This window comes from Serratia sp. FDAARGOS_506 (genome assembly GCF_003812745.1).
Taxonomy (GTDB): Bacteria; Pseudomonadota; Gammaproteobacteria; order Enterobacterales; family Enterobacteriaceae; genus Serratia.
The window spans coordinates 693447-714305 of the sequence record NZ_CP033831.1; the positions used below are offsets into that span (position 1 = coordinate 693447).

At 60.9% G+C, this 20859-nt stretch carries 18 protein-coding genes; 2 read left to right on the top strand and 16 right to left on the bottom strand.

The genetic code is table 11. The features are described 5' to 3' along the window. Positions 1-96 precede the first annotated feature (96 nt). The 8 genes from EGY12_RS03560 to EGY12_RS03595 form a co-directional block, all read right to left on the bottom strand. Positions 97-1353: an MFS transporter gene (locus EGY12_RS03560; RefSeq protein WP_063988744.1), complete on the bottom strand. Its 1257-nt coding sequence runs from the start codon at positions 1351-1353 to the stop codon at positions 97-99. 23 nt (positions 1354-1376) lie between these two features. Further along, entirely contained in the window at positions 1377-2588 is a 1212-nt protein-coding gene (locus EGY12_RS03565) for an NAD(P)/FAD-dependent oxidoreductase (RefSeq protein WP_123892597.1), read from the bottom strand. Further along, positions 2585-3526: a VOC family protein gene (locus EGY12_RS03570; protein ID WP_049274197.1), complete on the bottom strand. Its 942-nt coding sequence runs from the start codon at positions 3524-3526 to the stop codon at positions 2585-2587. Before EGY12_RS03570 ends, EGY12_RS03565 begins: the two co-directional genes overlap by 4 nt. Before the next feature lie 109 nt (positions 3527-3635). Beyond that, on the bottom strand, positions 3636-4430 hold the full coding sequence (locus EGY12_RS03575) for an IclR family transcriptional regulator (RefSeq protein ID WP_123892598.1): 795 nt from the start codon (positions 4428-4430) through the stop codon (positions 3636-3638). A gap of 36 nt (positions 4431-4466) precedes the next feature. Beyond that, the gene (locus tag EGY12_RS03580) at positions 4467-5222 is read right to left on the bottom strand and encodes an SDR family oxidoreductase (RefSeq protein WP_123892599.1); all 756 of its coding nucleotides are present in this window, start codon (positions 5220-5222) and stop codon (positions 4467-4469) included. Then, positions 5219-6262 carry an aromatic ring-hydroxylating dioxygenase subunit alpha gene (locus tag EGY12_RS03585; protein WP_123892600.1) on the bottom strand — a complete coding sequence of 348 codons (1044 nt, stop codon included), beginning with the start codon at positions 6260-6262 and terminating at the stop codon, positions 5219-5221. The genes EGY12_RS03580 and EGY12_RS03585 overlap by 4 nt, the downstream gene beginning before the upstream one ends. A 20-nt stretch (positions 6263-6282) precedes the next feature. Next, positions 6283-6591, bottom strand: a complete 309-nt coding sequence (locus EGY12_RS03590) for a recombinase-like helix-turn-helix domain-containing protein (RefSeq protein ID WP_123892601.1) — start codon at positions 6589-6591, stop codon at positions 6283-6285. 2 nt (positions 6592-6593) lie between these two features. Beyond that, positions 6594-6911, bottom strand: a complete 318-nt coding sequence (locus EGY12_RS03595) for a non-heme iron oxygenase ferredoxin subunit (protein WP_004937614.1) — start codon at positions 6909-6911, stop codon at positions 6594-6596. 398 nt (positions 6912-7309) lie between these two features. Here EGY12_RS03595 and EGY12_RS03600 point away from each other — a divergent pair, with 398 nt between their 5' ends. After that, positions 7310-8551 carry an MFS transporter gene (locus tag EGY12_RS03600; protein ID WP_123892602.1) on the top strand — a complete coding sequence of 414 codons (1242 nt, stop codon included), beginning with the start codon at positions 7310-7312 and terminating at the stop codon, positions 8549-8551. Between the two features lie 109 nt (positions 8552-8660). Here the strand turns inward: EGY12_RS03600 and EGY12_RS03605 are convergent, their stop codons facing one another. The 3 genes from EGY12_RS03605 to speA form a co-directional block, all read right to left on the bottom strand. Then, positions 8661-8813 carry a Hok/Gef family protein gene (locus EGY12_RS03605; protein ID WP_033638576.1) on the bottom strand — a complete coding sequence of 51 codons (153 nt, stop codon included), beginning with the start codon at positions 8811-8813 and terminating at the stop codon, positions 8661-8663. A 335-nt stretch (positions 8814-9148) separates the two neighbouring features. Continuing rightward, on the bottom strand, positions 9149-10069 hold the full coding sequence (gene speB, locus EGY12_RS03610) for an agmatinase (protein WP_004937606.1): 921 nt from the start codon (positions 10067-10069) through the stop codon (positions 9149-9151). Between the two features lie 194 nt (positions 10070-10263). Then, on the bottom strand, positions 10264-12240 hold the full coding sequence (gene speA, locus EGY12_RS03615) for a biosynthetic arginine decarboxylase (RefSeq protein WP_123892603.1): 1977 nt from the start codon (positions 12238-12240) through the stop codon (positions 10264-10266). 907 nt (positions 12241-13147) lie between these two features. On the opposite strand from speA, the gene metK reads away from it, so the two are divergent. Continuing rightward, a complete protein-coding gene (gene metK, locus EGY12_RS03630; protein ID WP_033654692.1) occupies positions 13148-14302 on the top strand; it encodes a methionine adenosyltransferase in 1155 nt (384 codons plus the stop codon). A 124-nt stretch (positions 14303-14426) separates the two neighbouring features. Here the strand turns inward: metK and EGY12_RS03635 are convergent, their stop codons facing one another. From EGY12_RS03635 to fhuA, 5 genes are all read right to left on the bottom strand, one after another. Next, the gene (locus tag EGY12_RS03635; protein ID WP_033638576.1) at positions 14427-14579 is read right to left on the bottom strand and encodes a Hok/Gef family protein; all 153 of its coding nucleotides are present in this window, start codon (positions 14577-14579) and stop codon (positions 14427-14429) included. 311 nt (positions 14580-14890) lie between these two features. Next, positions 14891-16879 carry a Fe(3+)-hydroxamate ABC transporter permease FhuB gene (fhuB, locus tag EGY12_RS03640; protein ID WP_123892605.1) on the bottom strand — a complete coding sequence of 663 codons (1989 nt, stop codon included), beginning with the start codon at positions 16877-16879 and terminating at the stop codon, positions 14891-14893. Further along, positions 16876-17772 (bottom strand): Fe(3+)-hydroxamate ABC transporter substrate-binding protein FhuD, encoded by an 897-nt coding sequence (gene fhuD, locus EGY12_RS03645; RefSeq protein WP_123892606.1) that lies wholly within the window; start codon positions 17770-17772, stop codon positions 16876-16878. Before fhuD ends, fhuB begins: the two co-directional genes overlap by 4 nt. Next, positions 17772-18569: a Fe3+-hydroxamate ABC transporter ATP-binding protein FhuC gene (gene fhuC / locus EGY12_RS03650; protein ID WP_123892607.1), complete on the bottom strand. Its 798-nt coding sequence runs from the start codon at positions 18567-18569 to the stop codon at positions 17772-17774. Before fhuC ends, fhuD begins: the two co-directional genes overlap by 1 nt. A gap of 47 nt (positions 18570-18616) precedes the next feature. Then, entirely contained in the window at positions 18617-20809 is a 2193-nt protein-coding gene (fhuA, locus tag EGY12_RS03655) for a ferrichrome porin FhuA (RefSeq protein ID WP_123892608.1), read from the bottom strand. Positions 20810-20859: the final 50 nt, after the last annotated feature.

Below are 20859 nucleotides of genomic sequence, written 5' to 3' on the forward strand. Positions count from 1 at the left end.
GTTCGCACCAGTCACTTACCGCAGTAAGCTCCTGGAGACTCACGAACTTGCCGCCTAGCCACAGCATGAAATCCATTGGGCTTAGCAATTGTTAATTCAGTACTTTCTCAGTAACGGCAGCAGAATGAGGCAGCCGACGAAAGCCATTACCACCAGGAACAGCAGGCCGTTATCCATATTGCCGGTGGCGGCGATCAACGCCCCCATCAGCACCGGCGCCAGCGCGCCAGCAAAATTGCCCAACCCGTTGAAGATGCCGCCGGCGGTAGCGCTGACCTTGCTGCTGGTCGCCTTCGCCAACAGCGCGAAAATATTCGGCGCGCCGGCGCCCCACATAAAGGTGCTGAAGGCCATGGCGGCGATCACGCTGTAGGTGCCCTGCAGGTGCAGCACCACCGCCAGACCCAGGCCGGCGCCGCACAGCGACAAGAAACAGGCCAGCGCGCGCCGATCCAGCTTGTCCGACAGCCAGGCGCCCAACACTTCGCCGAGCAGCATGGCGATGAACGGCAACGAGGAGAGGTAACCGGCATGCTCCAGATGAATGCCTTTCCCCTTGATCAGGTAGCTCGGCAGCCAGCCGTTCATGCCCCACAGGTAGGTCAGGAAAGCGATGTTAAACAGGCAGATCATCCAAAAGTGCGGGCTGCGCAACAGCTCGCGGCGATGCTGTTTGCGTTCGGAAACCGCCGGCTTGGTTGCCGCCGCCGGGCGTGCGACATTCAGGTGGCGCATGCCGAACAGCACCAGCAACATCACCGGCAACGTCAGAAACGCCATAAAGAAGAAGGTGGCCTGCCAGTCGAAGGTATTGAGGATGTACAGAGTGACCGGGAAGCCAAGCGCGGCGCCCAGCGGCGTGCCGAGCAACCACAGCATGGTGGCGCGCGCCTGCAGCTGCGGCGGGAAGGCCTGACGAATAATGGCGTAGGCCATCGGCAACAGCGGCCCTTCGGCGATGCCGAGCAGAATGCGCAGCGTCATCATGGCGTGATAAGAACGCACCATCCCCATCAACACCATCAGCACGCCCCACACCACCATCATGCCAATCAATACTTTGACCGGATTAAGCCGATCGCCGATGCCGCTGAGCAGCATCGAGGAAATGCCGTAGGAGAACAGAAACGCGCTCATCAGCAAGCCCAATCGCGCCGGGTCAAAACCGATCCCTAACGCCTGCTGGAACTCACTATCGGAAAACAGCGCCGCGATGCTGATCTTGTCGAAAAACGCCAGCAGCACGCAGGCAAACAGCGCGATCGGCACCGACCAGCGCACCCGCTGCTGCGGATTTTCAGCAACGGCTTCCCCCGCCCGTCCAGCGCGGGCGTCAATGTCTTGCGTAGTCATAAAACGCTCCCGAGGTTCGGGCGTTATTTCAACGCCATCAAAGAAAACTCCGCATCCGCCAGCTGCTGCGGATCCAGCACCCGGCCGCTCGCCAGCCAACGCTTGCCGAGCTTGATAGTGCGCGCATCGTTGAACGCCACCATCTGCACCAGTTGCCGATCGGCGTTCAGCGTGAAGTACACCTGCGACTGCGGCGTATGGCGCACTACATGGTGCACGCCGCCGCTCGGCACGCCGAGGATCTGAATATTGGTGTCGTATTGATCCGACCAAAGCCAGGCCACGTCGTCATACGGGGCGGCGAAGGCATCGAGCATCGCGCAGGCGGTGCTGATGGCCTGATTTTGCGCGTAGGCCCAGGACTGCAGGCACAGGCCGAGCGTCGGGTGGCGCGCCACGTCGCCGGCGGCGAAGATCGCCGGATGGCTGGTGCGCCCCTGGCCGTCGACCACAATGCCGGACTCGATCGCCAGCCCGGCACTGCGCGCCAGTGCGAGATTCAACTCGACGCCGATCCCCACCACCACCAGATCGAATGCCTGTGGATCGCTGACTTCGCTGCCGATCCAGGCGACGCCATCGCGATCTTCCAGCGAGATCTCGCCGCAGCCGCAGAGCACCGTGACGCCCTGCTGACGATGCAGTTCGAGCAACGCCTGTGAGACGTCGGCGCCAACGCTGCGCATGCACAGCGCAGGCTGGCGTTCGAACACCGTCACCTCGGTGCCGAGACGGCGCGCGGAAGCGGCGATCTCCAGCCCGATCCAACCACCGCCGACGATCGCCAGGCGACGACAGCCCTGCAGACCCTGCCGCAACCGGGCCGCATCGTCCCAGGAACGCAGCGTCATCACGCGCGGGTGCTGCGCCCAGGCGGCGCCCGGCAAACGCGGCCGCCCGCCGGTGGCGATCAGCAACTGCTCGAACTGCAACCGTTGCCCGTCGCTGAGCGTGACGATTTGCTGTTCTGCATCGATGGACTCGGCGCGCAGCGGGCGACGCCAGTCGATATTCAGCTCCGCCACCGTCTGTTCGCTGAACAGCCGGCTGAGGGGGGCTGCGGCATCCAGAAGAGCCGCTTTCGACAGCGGCGGCCGCTCGTAAAAATCGTAGGGCTCATCGCTGACCACTGTCAGCCGGCCACTGTAACCCCGATCGCGCAGCGTCTTGGCCGCCCAGCCGCCGGCCTGGCCGCCGCCGACGATGACGATGCCCGCATGTTCCGGCCGGTTCATAACGCCTCCGCCTTTTTATGCTGACGGCGCGTGTCGTGATCGATGCCGCCCTCTACCGCCCATTCGGTGAAGGAAACCAACGAATGCTCCAGCTCGCGCGGCTGCCAGTTTTCCGTCAGATAGTCGTCGTTGGTGTAGTACTCGAACGCGCCGCCGGTCGGGCTGTTGACGTACCAGAAATAGGCCGAGGAGATCGGATGGCGGCCGGGGCCGATAAAGGTGCTCCACTTTTCTTTGTTCATGGCGATGCCGCCGCCGATCACTTCGTGGATATCGCGCACGGTGAATGCCACGTGGTTCAGGCCGCGTGGGCGGTTCGGCAGCTTCAGCAGGAACAGATTATGGTGGCCGCCGCGCGCCTGGGTACGCAGGAAGACGGCGCGATCGATATAGCGATCGGAAACCTGGAAATCCAACAGCTCGCGATAGAAACGCTCGGTCGCCGCCAGGTCTTCGACGAAGAACACCACGTGGCCGATGTTGATCGGCTGCGCCTGCGAATAGACCGGGCTGGGTTGATCGATGCGGCGCACGTCGCCCCATTGGTTGATCGGCGTGACCGGCACCTCGACCGCCTGCTGGCGGCTAACGACGAAGCGCAGCGTCATGCCGTTGGGATCGAGGCATTCCAGCTCTTCTCCCACCTGACGAAAGCCGGGCATCAACGCCAAACGCGGCTGCAGGCGCGCCAGATCGGCGGGCGAGCCCACGCCCCAGGTCATACGGCGCAGGGTAGAACCGCCCTCAAACGCCGCAGGCAACGCCGCGCTTTGCAACGGGTGCAGGACAACCCGCGCCCCGCTCAGGGTAGTGAATTCGCGCTGCGGTTCGCCCCAATGTTGCGTGGCGGGTTGCAGGCCGAAGTCTTGCATGAATTTTTCGCAGGTTGGTAGATCTTCGACGCCAAATTCCAGTTTTTCGATTCCGATTACGCTCATTGTTCAGCCTCACGTTCTCGCTGCATACGGTTTTCAGGCATGATCGAACCCCGGCCCCTGTTTGCTGCGGGCCTTATCCCTGCCTGAGTAAAAGAGTCGGTCCTGTGGGTTAGCCGACGTTGGCCTGCGGCGGCGCGCCGAGGAAGCCGGAAATTTTCTCCGCCGCGTCGCGCACTTCCATGCGCAGCCGCTCGCGATCCGTTTTCGGGATCTCATCGGACGGCACCATGATGCTGACCACCGCCTCGACCCGTTGCTCGCGGTTGAAGATCGGATAGACGATCGAAGAGATGCCGTGGCGGAAGAACGATTCGCCAATCACATAGCCGCGCGCCTTGTCTTGCTGCACCATTTGCCACAGCGTTTCGCGATCCGCCGGGGTGCCCGGCGCATTGCCCGGCAGCTGCGCGTCCGGATAAAGCTGTTCGAACTCGCTGCGGGTGGCGCTGGTCAACAGCATGCGCCCCAGAGAGGTTTGGTGCACCGGCAAACGGGTGCCGACGCTGACCTGATTGATCTGTGAACCGGCGGCACTGACGCGAGCGATGTAGATCACGTCTCGCCCATCGCGGATCGCCAGATGACTGCTGCACTGGCTGCGATCGCGCAGCTGCTCGATCACCGGCTGGCCGGCCTGCGCCACGTCCAGCGACGCGATATATTCGAAGCCGAGACGCAGCACCTTGATACCGAGCGCAAACGTGTTGGTGCGCGGATTGCGCTCCAGGAAGCCCAGGTGCTCGAGCGTCTGCACCACGCGATAAGCGGTGGCCTTCGGCATATCGACCAGGCGATGCAACTCGGCGAAGGTCATTTCCTTATGCTGCTCGCCAAACGCCAGCAGCAACTGCAATCCGCGATCCAGTCCCGGGATCAGATATTTACATGCTTGCTCGTCCGCCATCTCTCGCTCCTGCGCTGTGCGCCAGCCCTGCGGGCCTCAGTTGAATACGAAGCCGCCGTTGACCGGCAGCAGTTGGCCGGTGACGAAATCCGCCAGCGACGACAGCAGATAAAGCACCGTACCGTTCACATCCTCAGGATGCTGCGCCCCGGCCAGCGAGCGCCCCTGCTCGTACAGCTGATGGCGCTCGGCAGGCACATACTCGGTGGCTTCCACCCGCGTCAGGCCTGGTGCGATGGCGTTGACGCAGATCCCCTGCGGGCCCAGCTCGCGCGCCATCGATCGGGTCATCGCAATCAACGCGCCTTTGCTGGCGACATAGGCCATCAGGCGCGGCGCGCCCCACAGCGCGGTGTCCGACGCCACGTTGACGATCTTGGCGTGCGGATTGCGCGCCAGCAGCGGCACCGCCGCCTGACTTACCAGCCAGGTGCCGCGCACGTTGACCTGCATCACCCGATCCCACAGATCGATATCGTATTCCATCATGGTTTTGCCGCCGACGCCGGTCGCCAGCGCCGCGTTGTTCACCAGGCCGTCGATCCCGCCGCCAGCGGCGATCTTCTCGAACGCCGAACGGATCGAATCCGGTGACGCCAGATCGATCGTCTGCGTTTCCACCTGGGTGCCCTGCTCGCGCAGCGCGGCGCCACTCGCCGCCAGTTCATCCGCCAAAATGTCGCACATCACTACCTGCGCGCCGGCAGCGGCGATGGCGGCGGCGAAGCTGTAGCCCAGACCACGCGCCGCACCGGTGACCACGATACGTTTACCGTTCAGCAGGCCGTTCACTGCGCCGCCTCCCGCTCACGCAACGTCGCCAGCTGTTTCTGCGCCTCTTTCTGCATCATGCGGCGCAGGCGCGAAAGACCAACGTCGTGCTGGTACAGATATTCCTGGCCGCGGGCGTTAGGCGCCATGTTCTCAAGCACGATGCGATCCTGCTCGAGCACGTCCCAATGCAATGATTCCAGGCGATTACGGTACATGAAGCGCCACATGTCGCGCTGCCAGTCTTTGACCTTACGGATGCGCCAGAAGAATACCCGGCAGTGATCCTTGTCTTCCGGCACCACCATGCCGATGATCCAGAAGTGGCCACCTGGCCCGAAGCGCTTCTTGTATGGGATCGACAGGCGCATCCAATACGCACCGCTGCTGCCGAACTCCACCCAGTCGAAGTTGACGCCGATCTGGCCGTTCTTCTTGAAGATAAACCCGTTGTCGGTCGGCTCCAGCCCCATATCCGCCTTGCGATCCCCCTCCGCCATCGAGTGTGAGGAAGAATGCAGGTAGGTGCCGTGCATCGGATCCATCACGTTTTCCAATGCGTATTGGTAGTTGCAGTTCCAGCTGGCGGTGCACAGGAAGTTGCTGTACGAAGCTTCGTCCGCCAGCTCTTGCGGGAAAGTCAGCTCCGCCGGCGCTTCATCCGCCGTCACGCCGAAATAGAGGAACACCGCGCCATAGGCTTCTTTGGCAGGGTAAGAACGCAGGCATTTTTGCCCCACCAGCGGACAACGATCCACTGCAGGCACGTCTTTCACCGTACCGTCGCCGCCGACTTCCACCCCGTGATACCAACAGGCGATGCGATCGCCGAGGTTCCACCCCATGGAAAGCCGCGCGCCTCGGTGCGGGCAGCGGTCTTCCAGCGCGTGGATCTGGCCTTCACCGTCGCGCCACACCACAATTTGCTGTTCCAGACGGGTGATGCCGACCGGGTTGTTGCCCACTTCCCAGCTGGCCAGCACCGGATACCACATGCCACGCAATCCTTGGTCAAGATAGTCCTGCAGGCTCTGTTCAGAGGATGTTGTGTTTGCTGTCATTGTCTTCTCCCGGATGTGGCTCAGAAACCGTTAACGTGAAGGAATTCGCGGAACGTCGCCTCATTCCACGGCTGGCCGCTACGATCGAACAGACGGCGCTGATTCAACGCGCTGACGATCTGGTCCAGCTCTTCCGCCCCCTGCTCGAAGATCGTTTCCAGCGCCGCCACCAGGGCGGTTTCGAAACCGTCCGGCACACGGGCGCGGTTTTGCCAGATGACATTGCGGAACTGGCCCGGCTGATGGATTTGACCGTTGCCGCCTTCGCGGGCCGGCGTCACCTGTTGGGTGTCCGGCAGCCAGGGATTGAAATCGGTGATGTGCTGCATGATTACTCCTCCGCGATAAAGGTGATCTGGATTTGGTTGTCGACCACCCGGGTGGGATAGGTTTGCAGATCGCGGCCGCCCGGCTCGCGCAGGCACTGGCCGGTGCGCACGTCAAACAGCGCTTCGTGCAGCGGGCACTCAACCTTGCCGTCGTCTACAAACCCCTGGCTGAGCAAGGCATAAGCATGCGGGCAGACGTCTTCCAGCGCGTAGTAGTTACCATCGAGCAGGTACACCCCGATCTCTTTTCCTTCCACTTTACCGGAGAAAGGAAAATCTTCTTTCACCTGAGACACTTCGCACACATTCTTCCAGCTCATTGCTTTTGTCCTCTATCTGATTGTTTCATATATGAAACTCAGTTTCTTATTTAATACAGCCACTATAAGTCTGGCGAAACTTTCGTCAAGCGAGCGGAACGGCAAATGTTAATGAAAGGTTGTTTAAAAATGACAAATGCGGGAAAGATCACGAAATCATGCACCGATATGAAAAACCTATATCAGTTGTGCGCTCTCCCACTAATTTATGGCAAAAAATGCGTTGATTCCGACGACGCATTGCGCGTAAAAGTGTTTTCTCACTGTCTTTCACACCCTATTTGATAACAATAAATTTACATTAATCAGCCTCATCCCCCGCGTTTGCGCGAAATGGCATCCGCGGGTGAGTTTACTGCTGCCTGAATTCGTCAACCGCTCGCATTGAGGAACGCAACGTGCAACAACGTCAACGCTGGTTTGGGGTGATCGCCCTGCTGTTTCTGATCGTTATCGCCTATGCGGATCGGGTCAATATCGCCGTGATGTTGGTCAACCCCGACTTCCTGCAACACTTCCAACTCGGCGGCGACCGCGCCCACCAGGGCACGCTGATGACGGTATTTTTGCTCGGCTACGGTCTGTCCGCCATGTTGCTGACGCCGTTTCTGGAAACGCTGATGGGTTATCGCCGCGCGCTGACGCTGAGCGTGGTGCTATGGGCGCTGCTCACCGCCGCCTCGCCGCTGGCGGGATCGCTGATGCTGCTGTGCGTGGTGCGCGCGCTGCTTGGCGTCAGCGAAGGGCCGCTGTTCTCGCTGAAGACCATGTACATCAGCGATCATTTCGCCGCCGACGAGCGTGGCAAGCCCAACGCGGTCAGCGCGCTGGGCGTTTCGTTGGGACTGGTGCTCGGCTTTCCGCTGGTGAGTTTCCTGATGGCGCACTTCGGCTGGGCGATGTCGTTTCACCTGGTGGCGCTGCTCAACCTGCTGCTGGGGCTGGCGCTGGTGCGGCTGTTCGTTCATCCCCTCGCCCTATCTTCAGCCACGCGCCCCGCCGATCCGCAACCGGTGCTAAGCCGCGTCTGGCACACCTTTGCGCTGGCCTGGCGCACACCGATGCTCGGCTGGATCCTGCTGATCGAGATCGCCACGCTCAGCTATCTGTGGGGCTCCAGCTCCTGGCTGCCGGCCTATCTGACCGATGAAAAGGGGTTTTCCATCAAACAGATGGGCTGGATGGCCGCGCTGCCTTTCATCGTTAGCATCGCCTCCAAATACCTCGGCGGCGTGTTGCTCGATCGTATCCGCCCTTATCAAGCGCCGCTGATCTTCGTCTGCGGCGGCGCAGCGACCGCGCTGTGTATCTATGGCGTGATGAACAGCCATCAGCTTGGCTGGATCGCCTTCTTCCTGCTGGCGGCCAATGCCTGTTGGGGCGCGCAGGGCGCGGCGATCCCTACCCTACTGCAACATTATGCGCGGCCGGAGGCGGTCGGCAGCGCCTATGGGCTGATCAACGGCATCGGCAATCTGTTCTCGGCGTTTGTGCCGATGGCGATGGGTATGGTGATGGCCAGCCAGGGTAAGGTGTCTTCAGGCTTTGCGGTGCTGATCGCCTCGCAGTTGCTGACGCTGCTGGCAGGCGGTGCACTGTTTGGCCGCATGTTGCTGGCGCGGCAGGTGAAGCGGGCATAAACCCGTTTCCCAGTCCTGTGAGGCGGAAACCGAAAGCATTGAGAGGGTGCTCATGGATCTGGACGCCAACAAGCAGCAGACGGGGGACATCCCCCGTCGCCGGGTTGCCTTACCGTTCGGATTCGTAAGCCAAAATGGCCGCAACCTCCGTGTTGCCCGATCGGATCCGCAGCTCACACAGCGTGCTGCGAGTTATCCATGCCAGTGATATTACTGTGGCACAAATAACCACCAATTTTAACAGGCTCCGTTTGTTCGGCATCATGCCTTCTTCTCCTTGCCTCGCGGCGGGTAAGAGGCTAACTTAACGTTGCTGGCGTTAGAGTAGGCCTCGGGTTGATGGATATCGACTCGGGGCTTTTCTCTTTGTACCTTTCACGCAGGCTCCAGATACAAAGATCCAGAGCACCCGCGCGCAGTATATTCATCCTCCCCGCAATCCCGGTTCCTTTTCTCTGACTCAGTTTCATTTCTGCGCAGGATTGCGCAAAGGCGTTGCAACAGGCTGAAAATCGCAGCGCGGATGGCGACAAATGAAATAAAAAAAAGCGGCCCCATACGATGGGAGCCGCTTTTTCAGCGAGGCGTGGCCTGGCGTTAGGCGTGTTTCTTCGCCGCCTGCAGGTACAGCATCTCCAGGCCCAGGGTCGCCGCGGCCAGCGCGGTGATCTCGGACTGGTCATAGGCCGGCGCCACTTCCACCACGTCCATGCCGACGATGTTCAGCGACTGCATGCCGCGCACCAGTTTCAGCGCACGATCGGAAGTCAGGCCGCCGATCACCGGCGTGCCGGTGCCCGGTGCGAACGCCGGATCCAGGCAGTCGATGTCGAAGGTCAGGTACACCGGCATGTCGCCGACGATACCTTTGATCTGGGTCAGCAGGTCGTCCACGCTGCGATCGTTCACCTGCGCGGCGTCCAGCACGGTAAAGCCGTTGTCATGATCGAACTCGGTGCGAATGCCGATCTGCACCGAGTGGTGCGGATCGATCAGGCCTTCGTTCGGGGCATGGTAGAACATGGTGCCGTGGTCGAACTTGCTGCCATTGGCGTAGGTATCGGTATGGGCGTCAAAGTGCACCAGCGCCAGCTTGCCGAAATGCTTGGCGTGCGCGCGCAGCAGCGGCAGGGTCACGAAGTGGTCGCCGCCGAACGAGAGCATACGCTTACCGGCCTTCAGCAGTTTCTCCGCGTGCGCCTGCAGCTTGTCGCTCATGTCCTGTGCATCGCCGAAGTTGAACACGATGTCGCCGCAGTCAACCACGTTCAGCCGATCGCGCAGATCGAAGCTCCACGGCCAACGGTTGCCTTCCCAGGCCAGGTTGGTGGATACCTGACGAATAGCCGCCGGGCCGTGACGGCCACCGGCGCGACCGGATGTCGCCATGTCAAACGGAATGCCGGTGATGACCCACTCTGCATCGCTGTCGTAAGGCATGAAGTTCAGCGGAAAGCGCAGGAAACCAAAGGCGTTGGACACTAATGAATTATCGGACTGATGGCCTAAGGTGCTCATAGTAAACCCTCGTAGTTCAACAAGTTGCCGGGCGCAGACGCCGGGCCGTTACAAAAAAAAATCCCTCCCGCGTCGTTAGCCCGACGAGAAAGGGATTTATTCGATGTGTGTTTCGGTGCTACCGATACGGCAGATTATGGCTGCATTTTATCCATGCTTCAAGGGGGCCGACATCGCCCCCTTAAAGATGGCAGTTACTCGTCTTCCAGATACGTGTAGCCGTAAAGGCCGGCTTCAAACTCTTCCAGGAACTGCGCCTGCAGCTCGCTGTCCAGGTCGGTTTCTTTGACCTGATCGCGGAACTTGGCCAACAGCGCACTCGGATCGAGCTGCACGTACTCCAGCATATCCGCCACAGTGTCGCCCTCGTCGGACAGTTCGGTCTCGACGCTGCCGTCCGGGAACACGTACACGTCAACCGAGGCGGTATCGCCGAACAGATTGTGCATGTTGCCGAGGATCTCCTGGTACGCACCGACCATGAAGAAGCCCAGCGCAGGCGGGTTCTCCGGATCGTACGGCGGCATCGGCATGGTGGTCGCCACGCCGTCGCCGTCGACATAGTGGTCGATGGTGCCGTCGGAGTCGCAGGTGATGTCGAGCAGCACCGCGCGGCCTTCCGGCGGCTTATCCAGCCCTTCCAGCGGCAGCACCGGGAACAGCTGATCGATACCCCAGGCATCCGGCATCGACTGGAACAACGAGAAGTTGACGTAGAACTTGTCCGCCATCCGCTCTTGCAGTTCGTCGATGATTGGACGGTGCGCGCGGTTGCTCGGATCGAGCTGCTGCTGGATCTTGTTGCAGATGTTCAGATACAGCTGCTCGGCCCAGGCGCGCTTGGTCAGATCCAACATGCCGTGCGCGTATTGGGTATGCACGTCGTGCAGATCCATCTGGCTGTCGTGCAGCCATTCGCGCAGCGAGCGGCGATTCTCCGGCTCGTTCATTTCCAGCCAGGTTTCCCACATGCTTTCCAGTGCGCGCGGCGCGTCGGCTTCCGGCGGCAGCGGTTCGCTGAACTCGTTGCGCTCTACGCCGATCACATTGGAGACCAGCACCGTGTGGTGCGCGGTCACGGCGCGGCCGGACTCGGTGATCACCGTCGGGTGCGGCAGGCCGTGTTCGTTACAGGCGTCGCCGATGCCCCAAATCACATTGTTGGCGTATTCGTTCAGGCCGTAGTTCACCGAGCAGTCGGACTGCGAGCGGGTGCCCTCGTAGTCGACGCCCAAGCCGCCGCCCACGTCGAAGCACTGAATGTTGACGCCCAGCTTGTGCAGCTCAACGTAGAAGCGCGCCGATTCGCGCACGCCGGTGGCGATGTCGCGAATGTTGGCCAGCTGCGAACCCAGGTGGAAGTGCAGCAATTGCAGGCTGTCGAGACGGCCCGCTTCGCGCAGGGTTTCCACCAGCTTCAGCACCTGCACCGCCGCCAGGCCGAACTTGGATTTTTCGCCGCCGCTCGACTGCCATTTGCCGGAGCCCTGCGAAGCCAGACGCGCACGCACGCCAAGGCGCGGCACCACGTTCAGCCGCTCGGCTTCTTCCAGCACCAGATTGATCTCGGACATCTTCTCGATCACCAGGTACACCTTGTGCCCCAGTTTTTCCCCGATCAGCGCCAGGCGAATGTATTCGCGATCTTTATAGCCGTTACAGACGATCACCGAGCGGGTCATGCCGGCATGCGCCAGCACCGCCATCAGCTCGGCCTTGGAGCCGGCTTCCAGCCCCAGCGGTTCGCCGGAGTTCACCAGCGACTCAATCACGCGGCGATGTTGATTCACCTTGATCGGATACACCAGGAAATAGCCGCCTTGGTAACCGAAGGACTCACGCGCGCGTTTGAACGCGGCGTTGATCGAACGCAAGCGATGCTGGAGGATCTGCGGGAAGCAGAACAGCGCAGGCAAACGCTGGCCATCTTGCTGGCGCGTTTTCACCAGTTCTGCCAGATCGACGCGCGCCTGCGGGACATCCGGGTCCGGGCACACGCTGATATGGCCCAGCTCGTTGACGTCATAGTAATTGTTGCCCCAGTAGGCGACGTTATAAGTGCGCAGCATCTTGCTGGCATTACGATCATTCATGGCAACCTCCTGCATGGAGCGCAAAGATAAAGACTCGCCCGCAACCGGCGGGCGGTGAATCAACAGATCATCAGACATGGTTCGCCTCACATTCCGCACTGACGAAACCGTCAGCCACTATCGCAGCTACAACCCGCGAGAACAACCCAACAAGCCGCGCTGGCGGCAGCGAAGAGAACTGCCGTTCGCGGTCAGCGATCGGTTTATCACTCATATAATTGTAAGACACCCTGTTCAAACCTCGTGAATCGGGCCAAGAAACATCCCACAGGAAGGCTGCAGGCTACCCTTGTTCAGTTCTTCAGACGACCGTTAGCCGGCCCGAGAATCCTGAGTAGCGGCCAAGTGTTTATCGCACCTGGTAAGTGACAAAGAGACAAGACGGGAAATAGCAGAAGAATGTGCGCCAGAACGGCACTGCTGTTGGGAACCAACAACCGGTAGACAACGGATCATTAATCCAACCACCTCCACGCGCGCCGTTCGGAGTGAACGACCCAGCCTCTAAAATAGTGTAAGAACGTGACCGTTCGATGAAGCGGCGGCGCTCACGGCGAACGCCTGCGACGGATAATAACGCAACATCGGCGAATGCAAAGCGGAAGTTTATCGCACCTTCCCACCGCCAATCGCCGTACTGTGCAGCAAATGAACCGCGCGCGCAGTTTATACCGGTAAGCAGGTGAAAAAGCAAAATGAAAATTCGCCGAAAACTGTTTCAAGCGATGAAAATGGCGCCAATCCGTTTGCGCAAAAGAGCGAAAGCGCAAAAAATTACTGGCAATCTGGCTAAACCCTGACCTAAAATAGACGTCCAGATGTTAATCCATCTATACTGGTTAACTGATAAACTGCTTAACGGCTTTGCCTGAGGGGCGTTGCAGGATGCATCTCGCGCCATCAGCGGAAGACCCTTCGCTTTGATGCCGGATCTCCAGCGCTGTGCAGTAATTTCTAACCCGTCTTATGCAAGGTAAAGAACACAATGGCTAAACACCTCTTCACGTCCGAATCCGTCTCCGAAGGACATCCTGATAAAATCGCCGATCAGATCTCCGATGCCGTCCTCGACGCCATCCTGGAACAGGATCCGAAAGCGCGCGTCGCCTGCGAAACCTACGTGAAAACCGGCATGGTGCTGGTCGGCGGTGAAATCACCACCAGCGCCTGGGTCGATATCGAAGAGATCACCCGCAAAACCGTACGCGAAATCGGCTACGTTCATTCGGACATGGGCTTTGACGCCAACTCCTGCGCAGTATTGAGCGCCATCGGCAAACAATCCCCGGATATCAATCAGGGCGTTGACCGTACCGATCCTCTCGAGCAGGGCGCCGGCGATCAGGGCTTGATGTTTGGCTACGCCACCAACGAAACCGACGTGCTGATGCCGGCTCCGGTGACCTACGCGCACCGTCTGGTGCAGCGCCAGTCCGAAGTGCGCAAAAACGGCACCCTGCCGTGGCTGCGTCCGGATGCGAAGAGCCAGGTGACCTTCCAGTACGACGATGGCAAAATCGTCGGCATCGACGCCGTGGTGCTGTCCACCCAGCATTCCGAAGACATCGCGCTGAAAGATCTGCAAGAAGCGGTGATGGAAGAAATCATCAAACCGGTCCTGCCGGCGGAATGGCTGACGGCGGGCACCAAATACCACATCAACCCGACCGGCCGTTTCGTTATCGGCGGCCCGATGGGCGACTGCGGCCTGACCGGCCGTAAGATCATCGTCGACACCTACGGCGGCATGGCGCGCCACGGCGGCGGCGCCTTCTCCGGTAAGGATCCGTCCAAGGTTGACCGTTCCGCGGCTTACGCGGCGCGCTACGTGGCGAAAAACATCGTCGCCGCCGGCCTGGCCGATCGCTGCGAGATCCAGGTGTCTTACGCTATCGGCGTAGCGGAACCGACCTCCATCATGGTGGAAACCTTCGGTACCGAGAAAGTGCCAACCGAACAGCTGACGCTGCTGGTGCGCGAATTCTTCGATCTGCGCCCATACGGCCTGATCCAGATGATGGATCTGCTGCAGCCGATCTACCGCGAAACCGCCGCCTACGGCCACTTCGGCCGCGAGCACTTCCCATGGGAAGCGACCGATAAAGCCGCGCTGCTGCGCGATGCCGCCGGCCTGAAATAAGCCCCGACATCAACATGAAAAACGGCGAGCCAAGGCTCGCCGTTTTTTTTGAACGGATGGGTGCTCATGGATCAACGCATCGACTGCCGGCCGGCGGAGGCAAAGCCCCCGCCGCCGGGTTGCCTTACCGTTCGGATTCGTAAGCCAAAATGGCCGCAACCTCCGTGTTGCCCGATCGGATACGCAGCTCACACAGCGTGCTGCGGGTTATCCATGCCAGTGATATTACCGTGGCACAAATAACCACCAATTTTAACAGGCTCCGTTTGTTCGGCATCATGCCTTCTTCTCCTTGCCTCGCGGCGGGTAAGAGGCTAACTTAACGTTGTGATGCGTTAGAGTAGGCCTCGGGTTGATGGATATCGACTCGGGGCTTTTCTCTTTGTATCTTTCACGCAGGCTCCAGAGACAAAGCTCCAGAGCACCCGCCCGCAGTATATTCATCTCACCGCCACGCCACGTGTTCCTTTTCGCACGCAATATCGTTTTTGCGCAACCGCTCGCAGCGCCTTGCAACACCCTGAAAAATTAAAAAAGGCTCAGCGACGCTAAGCCTTTGATGGCAGAAAAAGCACGGCGAGACGCCGATTACGACGTCTGCTTACGCAACAGATAAACGAAGTACGGCGCGCCGATAAAGGTCGCCAATAACCCGGCGGGGATCTGATACGGAAACAGCAGCATCCGCCCGCACCAGTCGGCAAACACCATCAGCAAGCCGCCCAGCAGCGCGGCGATCACCATCTGCGGCAGCGCGCGGCGGAAGCCCAGCATGCGTGCCATATGCGGTGCCATCAGCCCGACAAAGCTCAACGGCCCGACGGTCAGGGTCGCCATGGCGGTCAGCACGGCAGCCAACAAAAGAATGGTCAACCGCGCCGGCGTCAGCGCAATACCCACCGAGCGGGCGGTGGCGCCGCCGAGCGGCAGGATAGTCAACCAACGGCGGCACAGCGGCGCCAATACCATCAGGCCGGCGGCCACCAGCGCGGTGCGCAGCGCCTGCGCCGGCTCCACCGAATAGGTCGAGCCGGAGAGCCAGGTCAGCAAGCCCCCCATACGCGGATCGCCGCTGGCCAACAGCAGGAAGATGACGGTGGTGAAGGCGGTGCTGAGCGCGATACCGGCGAGCAACATGCGCTCGGTCGAGAAACCGCCGCGACCTGCGGAGATCATGATGATCAGCAGCGTCACGGCCGCCCCCAGGCTGCCGGCAGGCAGCAGCCACACGAAGGCGTCGCCCGGCACCATAAACAGCATCATCACAACGCCAAAAGCGGCGCCGGAACTGATGCCCAACACTTCCGGGCTGGCCATCGGGTTGCCGGTCAGCTTCTGAATCAGCGTGCCGGCGACCGCCAGCATCATGCCCGCCGCCAGCGCCGACAGCACCCGCGGCCAGCGCCACGGCAACACAGCGTCCAGTTCCGTCCCCAGGCTCCAGTGCCAGCCGCCGGCATTTTTGCCCAACATCAGTGCCAGCGTCAGGCCGATCAGCAGTACGAGGCCACCCACCAGGATCCAGGCAGGCAGATCCCCGCGTTCGGCAGGCACCTTGTCACCAAGGTTCATCGGCGGCGGCGTGGCGGCGCTGCGCAAACGCGGCAGCAGCCACAGCAGCAGCGGTGCGCCGAACAGCGCGGTGGCCGCGCCGGTCGGGATCTCGCGCCACACCTGCGTTACCCCGAGCATCACCTGATCGGTCAACCACAGCAACAGCGCCCCCAGCAACGGGGCCAACATCATGCGGTGCGCCAGGCGGCGCGCGCCCAGCATCTTCGCCATCAGCGGTGCAAACAGACCGATAAAGCCGATAACGCCCACCGCACTCACCAACATAGCGCTGAAAATAATGGCCAGCCCCAGGGTGCAGAAGCGCGCCATCGACAGCCCCAACCCCAGGTTGCGCGCCACGCCGTCGTCCAGCCCCAGCAGCGTCAGCGGGCGCAGCAACAGCGCCGCCAGCGCGCCGGCCACCAGCAAACGCGGCAGAATGAACTGCACGGTGCTCCAGTCCTGTTGGTTCAACGCGCCGGTTCCCCACAGGAACATGCCCTGCAGCTGATCGTAATGAAACAGCGCCAACAGGCTGTTGACCGCGCCGCAGTACAGCCCCAGCACCAGCCCGGCCAGAATCAGCGTGACCGGCGACATCCGTTTGCCCCAGGCGACGCCGAACACCAGCCCGCCCACCACAATCGCGCCCACCATAGCGGCCAGCTGGCGAGTGAGCTCGCCCCCCGGCAGCACCCACAGCGTGGCGACAGTCAGGCCGAGCTGCGCGCCGGCGGCGACGCCGAGCGTCGACGGCTCCGCCAACGGATTGCGCAACACCTGCTGAAACAGCACGCCGACCAACCCTAGACCGGCGCCGGCCAACAGCGACACCGTCAACCGCGGCAGCAGGCTGTAATGGAACAACATTTGCCGCACGTCGTCGATGTCCGGCGCGCTGAGCGCCCGCGCCCATTGCGCCGGCGGCAGCTGCTGCGCCAGGTTGTATATCGTCAGGCCGCCTGCCGCCGCCAGCAACAGCAGGATCAGCGTCAGCGGTAATCTCCGGATGCCCGCATTCATGCCGCACTCTCCTGGGCCTGCGCCAATAGGCGGCAAAACCGCATCGTCGACAGCGTGGCGCCGTAGAACCACACCGCCGGCACCTGCCGCAGCTGGTTTTGCCGCACAAAGGGTAACGACTGCCACAGTGGCGTCGCGCTGACCTTGTCCATCATCGCCTGATTGCCGTGATCGAGATAGATAACCCGGGCGTTACGCACCGTGGCCAACCGTTCAATGCCCACCACCGTCGTACCCCAAAAGTCGGTTTGCTCCTGCCAGGCATTGCGGATGCCGAGCTGGTCCATCGCTTCCTGGAACAGGCTTTTCTGGCCGATGATCAACGCATGACGCGTGTCGATCAGTGAAAACAACAGCAGCGGTTGCCGGGTGTAGCTTTGCAGGCGTTGACGCGCGTCCTGCATAAAGCGGTCGAACTGCGCCAGGTGGTTTACCGCCCGGCTTTCTATGCCCAGCCGCTGGCCCAGCGCCAGCAGCGAGTGGCGGGCGACGGTCAGCGGTTTACCGCTGCCGTCGTTGAAGCCGAAGCTCATGGTTGGTGCGATGGGTTGGATTTTTCGCGGCGTCGGGCCATAGCCCAGCGACAGCAACACCAGCGAAGGCTGGAGCTGCTGCAGCAGTTCGAGATTCGGTTCGGTGCGCTGGCCAACGTCGACCACCGTCGCCGGCAGCTTCGGCTCCGCCACCCACAGGTTGTAGTTATGCACATCGGCCACCGCCAGCGGCGTCACGCCCAATGCCAACAACAGTTCGATCGGCAGCCATTCCAGCGCCGCAACGCGTGCGATATCCGCCGCCCGCCCGGGCAACGAGCCCAACAGCGGCGACAGCGCCAGCGCCATCAACAAACGGCGACGCAGCGGATCGTGAGAAGAAGTGAATGCAGAAGACATCAGTAGACAAAACTCACCGGCGCGCCGCCGCTCGGGTGCGGCAACGTGCCCATAGGAATACCGTAAATTTGCTCCAGCACCGACCCCTGCATCAGTTCCAGCGGGCCGCCCTGAGCGATCATTTCACCGCCGCGCAGCGCCACCAAATGGTCGCAGTAGCGTGCCGCCATGTTGATGTCGTGCAGCACGGCGATCACCGTGAGATCGCGTTCGCGACTCAAGCGCTGGATGAGCGCCAGCACCTCAACCTGATGTGCGATGTCCAGCGCCGACGTCGGCTCGTCAAGCAGCAGGCAGCGGCTGTCCTGTGCCACCATCATCGCCAGCCAGGCGCGTTGGCGCTCGCCGCCGGAAAGGCTGTCCACCAGGCGGTTGGCGAACGGCTTCAGCCCCACCAGTGAAATGGCCTCTTCCACCAATTGGCGATCGTTGGCGCCAAAACGCCCCAGCGCGCCGTGCCACGGATAGCGGCCGACGGCCACCAGTTCGCGCACCGTCATGCCTTCCGCCGCCGGCAACTGCTGCGGCAGGTAAGCCACCTGGCGGGCGAAGGATTTGCTGTCCCACTGCGCCAATGGCTGCCGATTAAGCAGTACCTGGCCGCCACTGGGGGCTTGATGCCGCCCAAGCAGTTTCAACAGAGTAGATTTACCGGAACCGTTATGGCCGATCAGGCCGCAGACTTTGCCCTGGGGAAAACTGAGCGACAGCGGTTGCAACAGCACCCGACCGGGAACGGAGAAGCTGGCGTTATCCAGCGCGAAGGTCGCGCCGGGATTAAGAAGTTTGTCCTGCATAGATCCTGCTTTGTCCGGGGCGACGCGGCGCCGCCCCGGCTATCCGGTTAGAAACGGAAGGTTGCGGTGGCGACCACCTGGCGTTCTGCGCCCCAGTAGCAGGCGTAGTCGCGGTAGCAGCTCGACACGTAGGTCTTGTCGAACAGGTTGTTGATGTTAACGCCCACGGACGAGCCCGGCAGGCCAAAGCGCGCCAGATCGTATTTAATGGTGGCGTCCACCAGCGTGTAGTCCGGCACCTTAAAGGCGGAGTTATCGCTGTTGAAGCTCGAGCTGGAGCCGACGTAACGCACGCCGGAACCCAGCGTCAGGCCGCTCACCGCCGTTTCGTGGAAGGTGTAATCCGCCCACAGCGAAGCCATGTGTTTCGGCACTTCGACGGTCGGTTTACCCTGATAGGTATTGTCCTTGGTGTACTTCGCATCGGTATAGGTATAGGAGGCGATCAGGTTGACGTTGGCATTCAACGCCGCCTTGGCTTCCAGCTCCACGCCGCGCGAACGGATCTCGCCGCTCTGCACGCTGAACTGCGCGTTATCCGGATCCGGCGTCAGGTTATTGTTTTTGGTCAGCTGATACAGCGCGCCGGTCAGCACGATTGGGCGATCCTTCGGCACGTATTTCACGCCGGCCTCATACTGCTTGCCGATCGACGGTTTGAAGGTGCTCCCCCCGCGGGTTGTACCCAGATTCGGTTCAAACGATTCGCTGTAGCTGAAATACGGCGTCACGCCGTTGTCGAACAGGTAATTCAGGCCACCGCGCCAGGTGAACTGGCGATCGGTCTGCTGGCTCGTCGAACTCGTATCGCGGTTATAGGCGGAAGTCTTCGCCCAGTCATAGCGCCCGCCCAGCGTCAACAGCCACTGGTTCCACTCCCCTTGCTCCTGCACATACAGGCCGGTTTGCTCCTGACGGTTCAGGAAGTTGTAATAAGAACCCACCTCAATAGCATCATTGCCATACTGCGGATGAGTCATGCTCAGAGCGCTGGCGCTGCCATAAATAGCATTAATGTCGTTACGCATGCGTGAGTAATCCACCCCAAACAATAAGGTGTGATCGATCTGCCCCGTTTTCACCTTCGCTTGTGCCTGGGTATCTACAGAGAAGTTGTTCAGGTGTTCCTTCGATTGAACATAGAAGCGATTGATCGTCGTCGGTGATGACAAGCCGAATCCGTAGATGCTCTTCATATCGGTGTCCACCTGCATATAACGCAGGTTCTGTCGCACCGCCCAGGTATCGTTGAAGGCATGTTCGAAGCTGTAGCCGATCATCCGCTGCTTGCGCGCCATATAGTTGCTGGCTTCGCCTTCGTTGAAATCGGTCGGCAGTTTGCTACCGTCCGGCAACGGGATCAGCGTGCCCTGCTTCGGCAACCAGCCGTAATAACCGGTATAGGGATCGTTTTGAATGTTGGCCAACAACGTGAAGTTGGTCTTGTCATCTGGACGCCAGCTAAAGGACGGCGCGATCGCATAGCGCTTCTCTTTGCTCATGGTCTGCTGCGTATCGCTGTCTTTCGCCAGGCCGGTCAGGCGGTAAGAATAGATACCCTGATCGTCCAGCGCGTCGCTGAAATCGAAACCGGTCTGGAACAGGTTATCGGTGCCCATTTTGAACTGAATTTCGCGCAGCGGCTCGGTGGTTGGCCGCTTGCTGACCATGGCGACCAAGCCGCCCGGGTTGCTTTTGCCGTACAGCACCGAAACCGGGCCGCGCAGCAGCTCGGCGCGCTCGAGGAAATAAGGATCGATGGACGCTTCGCTGTAGTTGTCGCCCAGCAAGCGCAGACCATCCAGATACTGGGTGGTGTTGGTGGCCGGGAAGCCGCGGATCGCCACCGCATCATAGGTCGAGGAGCTGCCGCGGCTGGCAAATACGCCCGGCGCATAGGCCAGCGCCCCCTTCACCGTATCCGGCTGACGCATGTCCATCTCTTCACGCGTCACCACGGAAACGGACTGCGGGTTCTTCTCGATCGGCGTATCGGTTTTGGTGCCGGTGGCGCTGCGTTTGGCGACATAGGTGCCGACCGGCCCCCAGGCGCTTTCCTGTTGGGCGGTGTTGCTGCTGCCCACAACGGTAATCGTGTCTTCCTTGGCGGCCGGCTTGGCGTCGGCGGAAAAAGCCGGCATCGCCAGCGTGCCCAACGCCGCAGCGACGGTGATCGCTAACGCGCTGATGGGGGTACGGCCCTGCTTGGCCGCGGATGATGAAAGACGCTTGGTCGGCATGATTTATTTCTCTGATGAATTATTAAATGACGAATGTAAACGATAATAAT

What these genes read in the sequence shown, in the direction of transcription:
- EGY12_RS03575 (WP_123892598.1), bottom strand. Translation starts at nt 4,430, where the DNA reads ATGGCGGACGAGCAAGCATGTAAATATCTGATCCCGGGACTGGATCGC.
- fhuB (WP_123892605.1), bottom strand. Translation starts at nt 16,879, where the DNA reads ATGAATGCGGGCATCCGGAGATTACCGCTGACGCTGATCCTGCTGTTG.
- fhuA (WP_123892608.1), bottom strand. Translation starts at nt 20,809, where the DNA reads ATGCCGACCAAGCGTCTTTCATCATCCGCGGCCAAGCAGGGCCGTACC.
- EGY12_RS03595 (WP_004937614.1), bottom strand. Translation starts at nt 6,911, where the DNA reads ATGAGCTGGAAGAATGTGTGCGAAGTGTCTCAGGTGAAAGAAGATTTT.
- metK (WP_033654692.1), top strand. Translation starts at nt 13,148, where the DNA reads ATGGCTAAACACCTCTTCACGTCCGAATCCGTCTCCGAAGGACATCCT.
- EGY12_RS03585 (WP_123892600.1), bottom strand. Translation starts at nt 6,262, where the DNA reads ATGACAGCAAACACAACATCCTCTGAACAGAGCCTGCAGGACTATCTT.
- fhuD (WP_123892606.1), bottom strand. Translation starts at nt 17,772, where the DNA reads ATGTCTTCTGCATTCACTTCTTCTCACGATCCGCTGCGTCGCCGTTTG.
- EGY12_RS03635 (WP_033638576.1), bottom strand. Translation starts at nt 14,579, where the DNA reads ATGCCGAACAAACGGAGCCTGTTAAAATTGGTGGTTATTTGTGCCACG.
- speA (WP_123892603.1), bottom strand. Translation starts at nt 12,240, where the DNA reads ATGTCTGATGATCTGTTGATTCACCGCCCGCCGGTTGCGGGCGAGTCT.
- EGY12_RS03605 (WP_033638576.1), bottom strand. Translation starts at nt 8,813, where the DNA reads ATGCCGAACAAACGGAGCCTGTTAAAATTGGTGGTTATTTGTGCCACA.
- EGY12_RS03590 (WP_123892601.1), bottom strand. Translation starts at nt 6,591, where the DNA reads ATGCAGCACATCACCGATTTCAATCCCTGGCTGCCGGACACCCAACAG.
- speB (WP_004937606.1), bottom strand. Translation starts at nt 10,069, where the DNA reads ATGAGCACCTTAGGCCATCAGTCCGATAATTCATTAGTGTCCAACGCC.
- EGY12_RS03565 (WP_123892597.1), bottom strand. Translation starts at nt 2,588, where the DNA reads ATGAACCGGCCGGAACATGCGGGCATCGTCATCGTCGGCGGCGGCCAG.
- EGY12_RS03560 (WP_063988744.1), bottom strand. Translation starts at nt 1,353, where the DNA reads ATGACTACGCAAGACATTGACGCCCGCGCTGGACGGGCGGGGGAAGCC.
- EGY12_RS03570 (WP_049274197.1), bottom strand. Translation starts at nt 3,526, where the DNA reads ATGAGCGTAATCGGAATCGAAAAACTGGAATTTGGCGTCGAAGATCTA.
- fhuC (WP_123892607.1), bottom strand. Translation starts at nt 18,569, where the DNA reads ATGCAGGACAAACTTCTTAATCCCGGCGCGACCTTCGCGCTGGATAAC.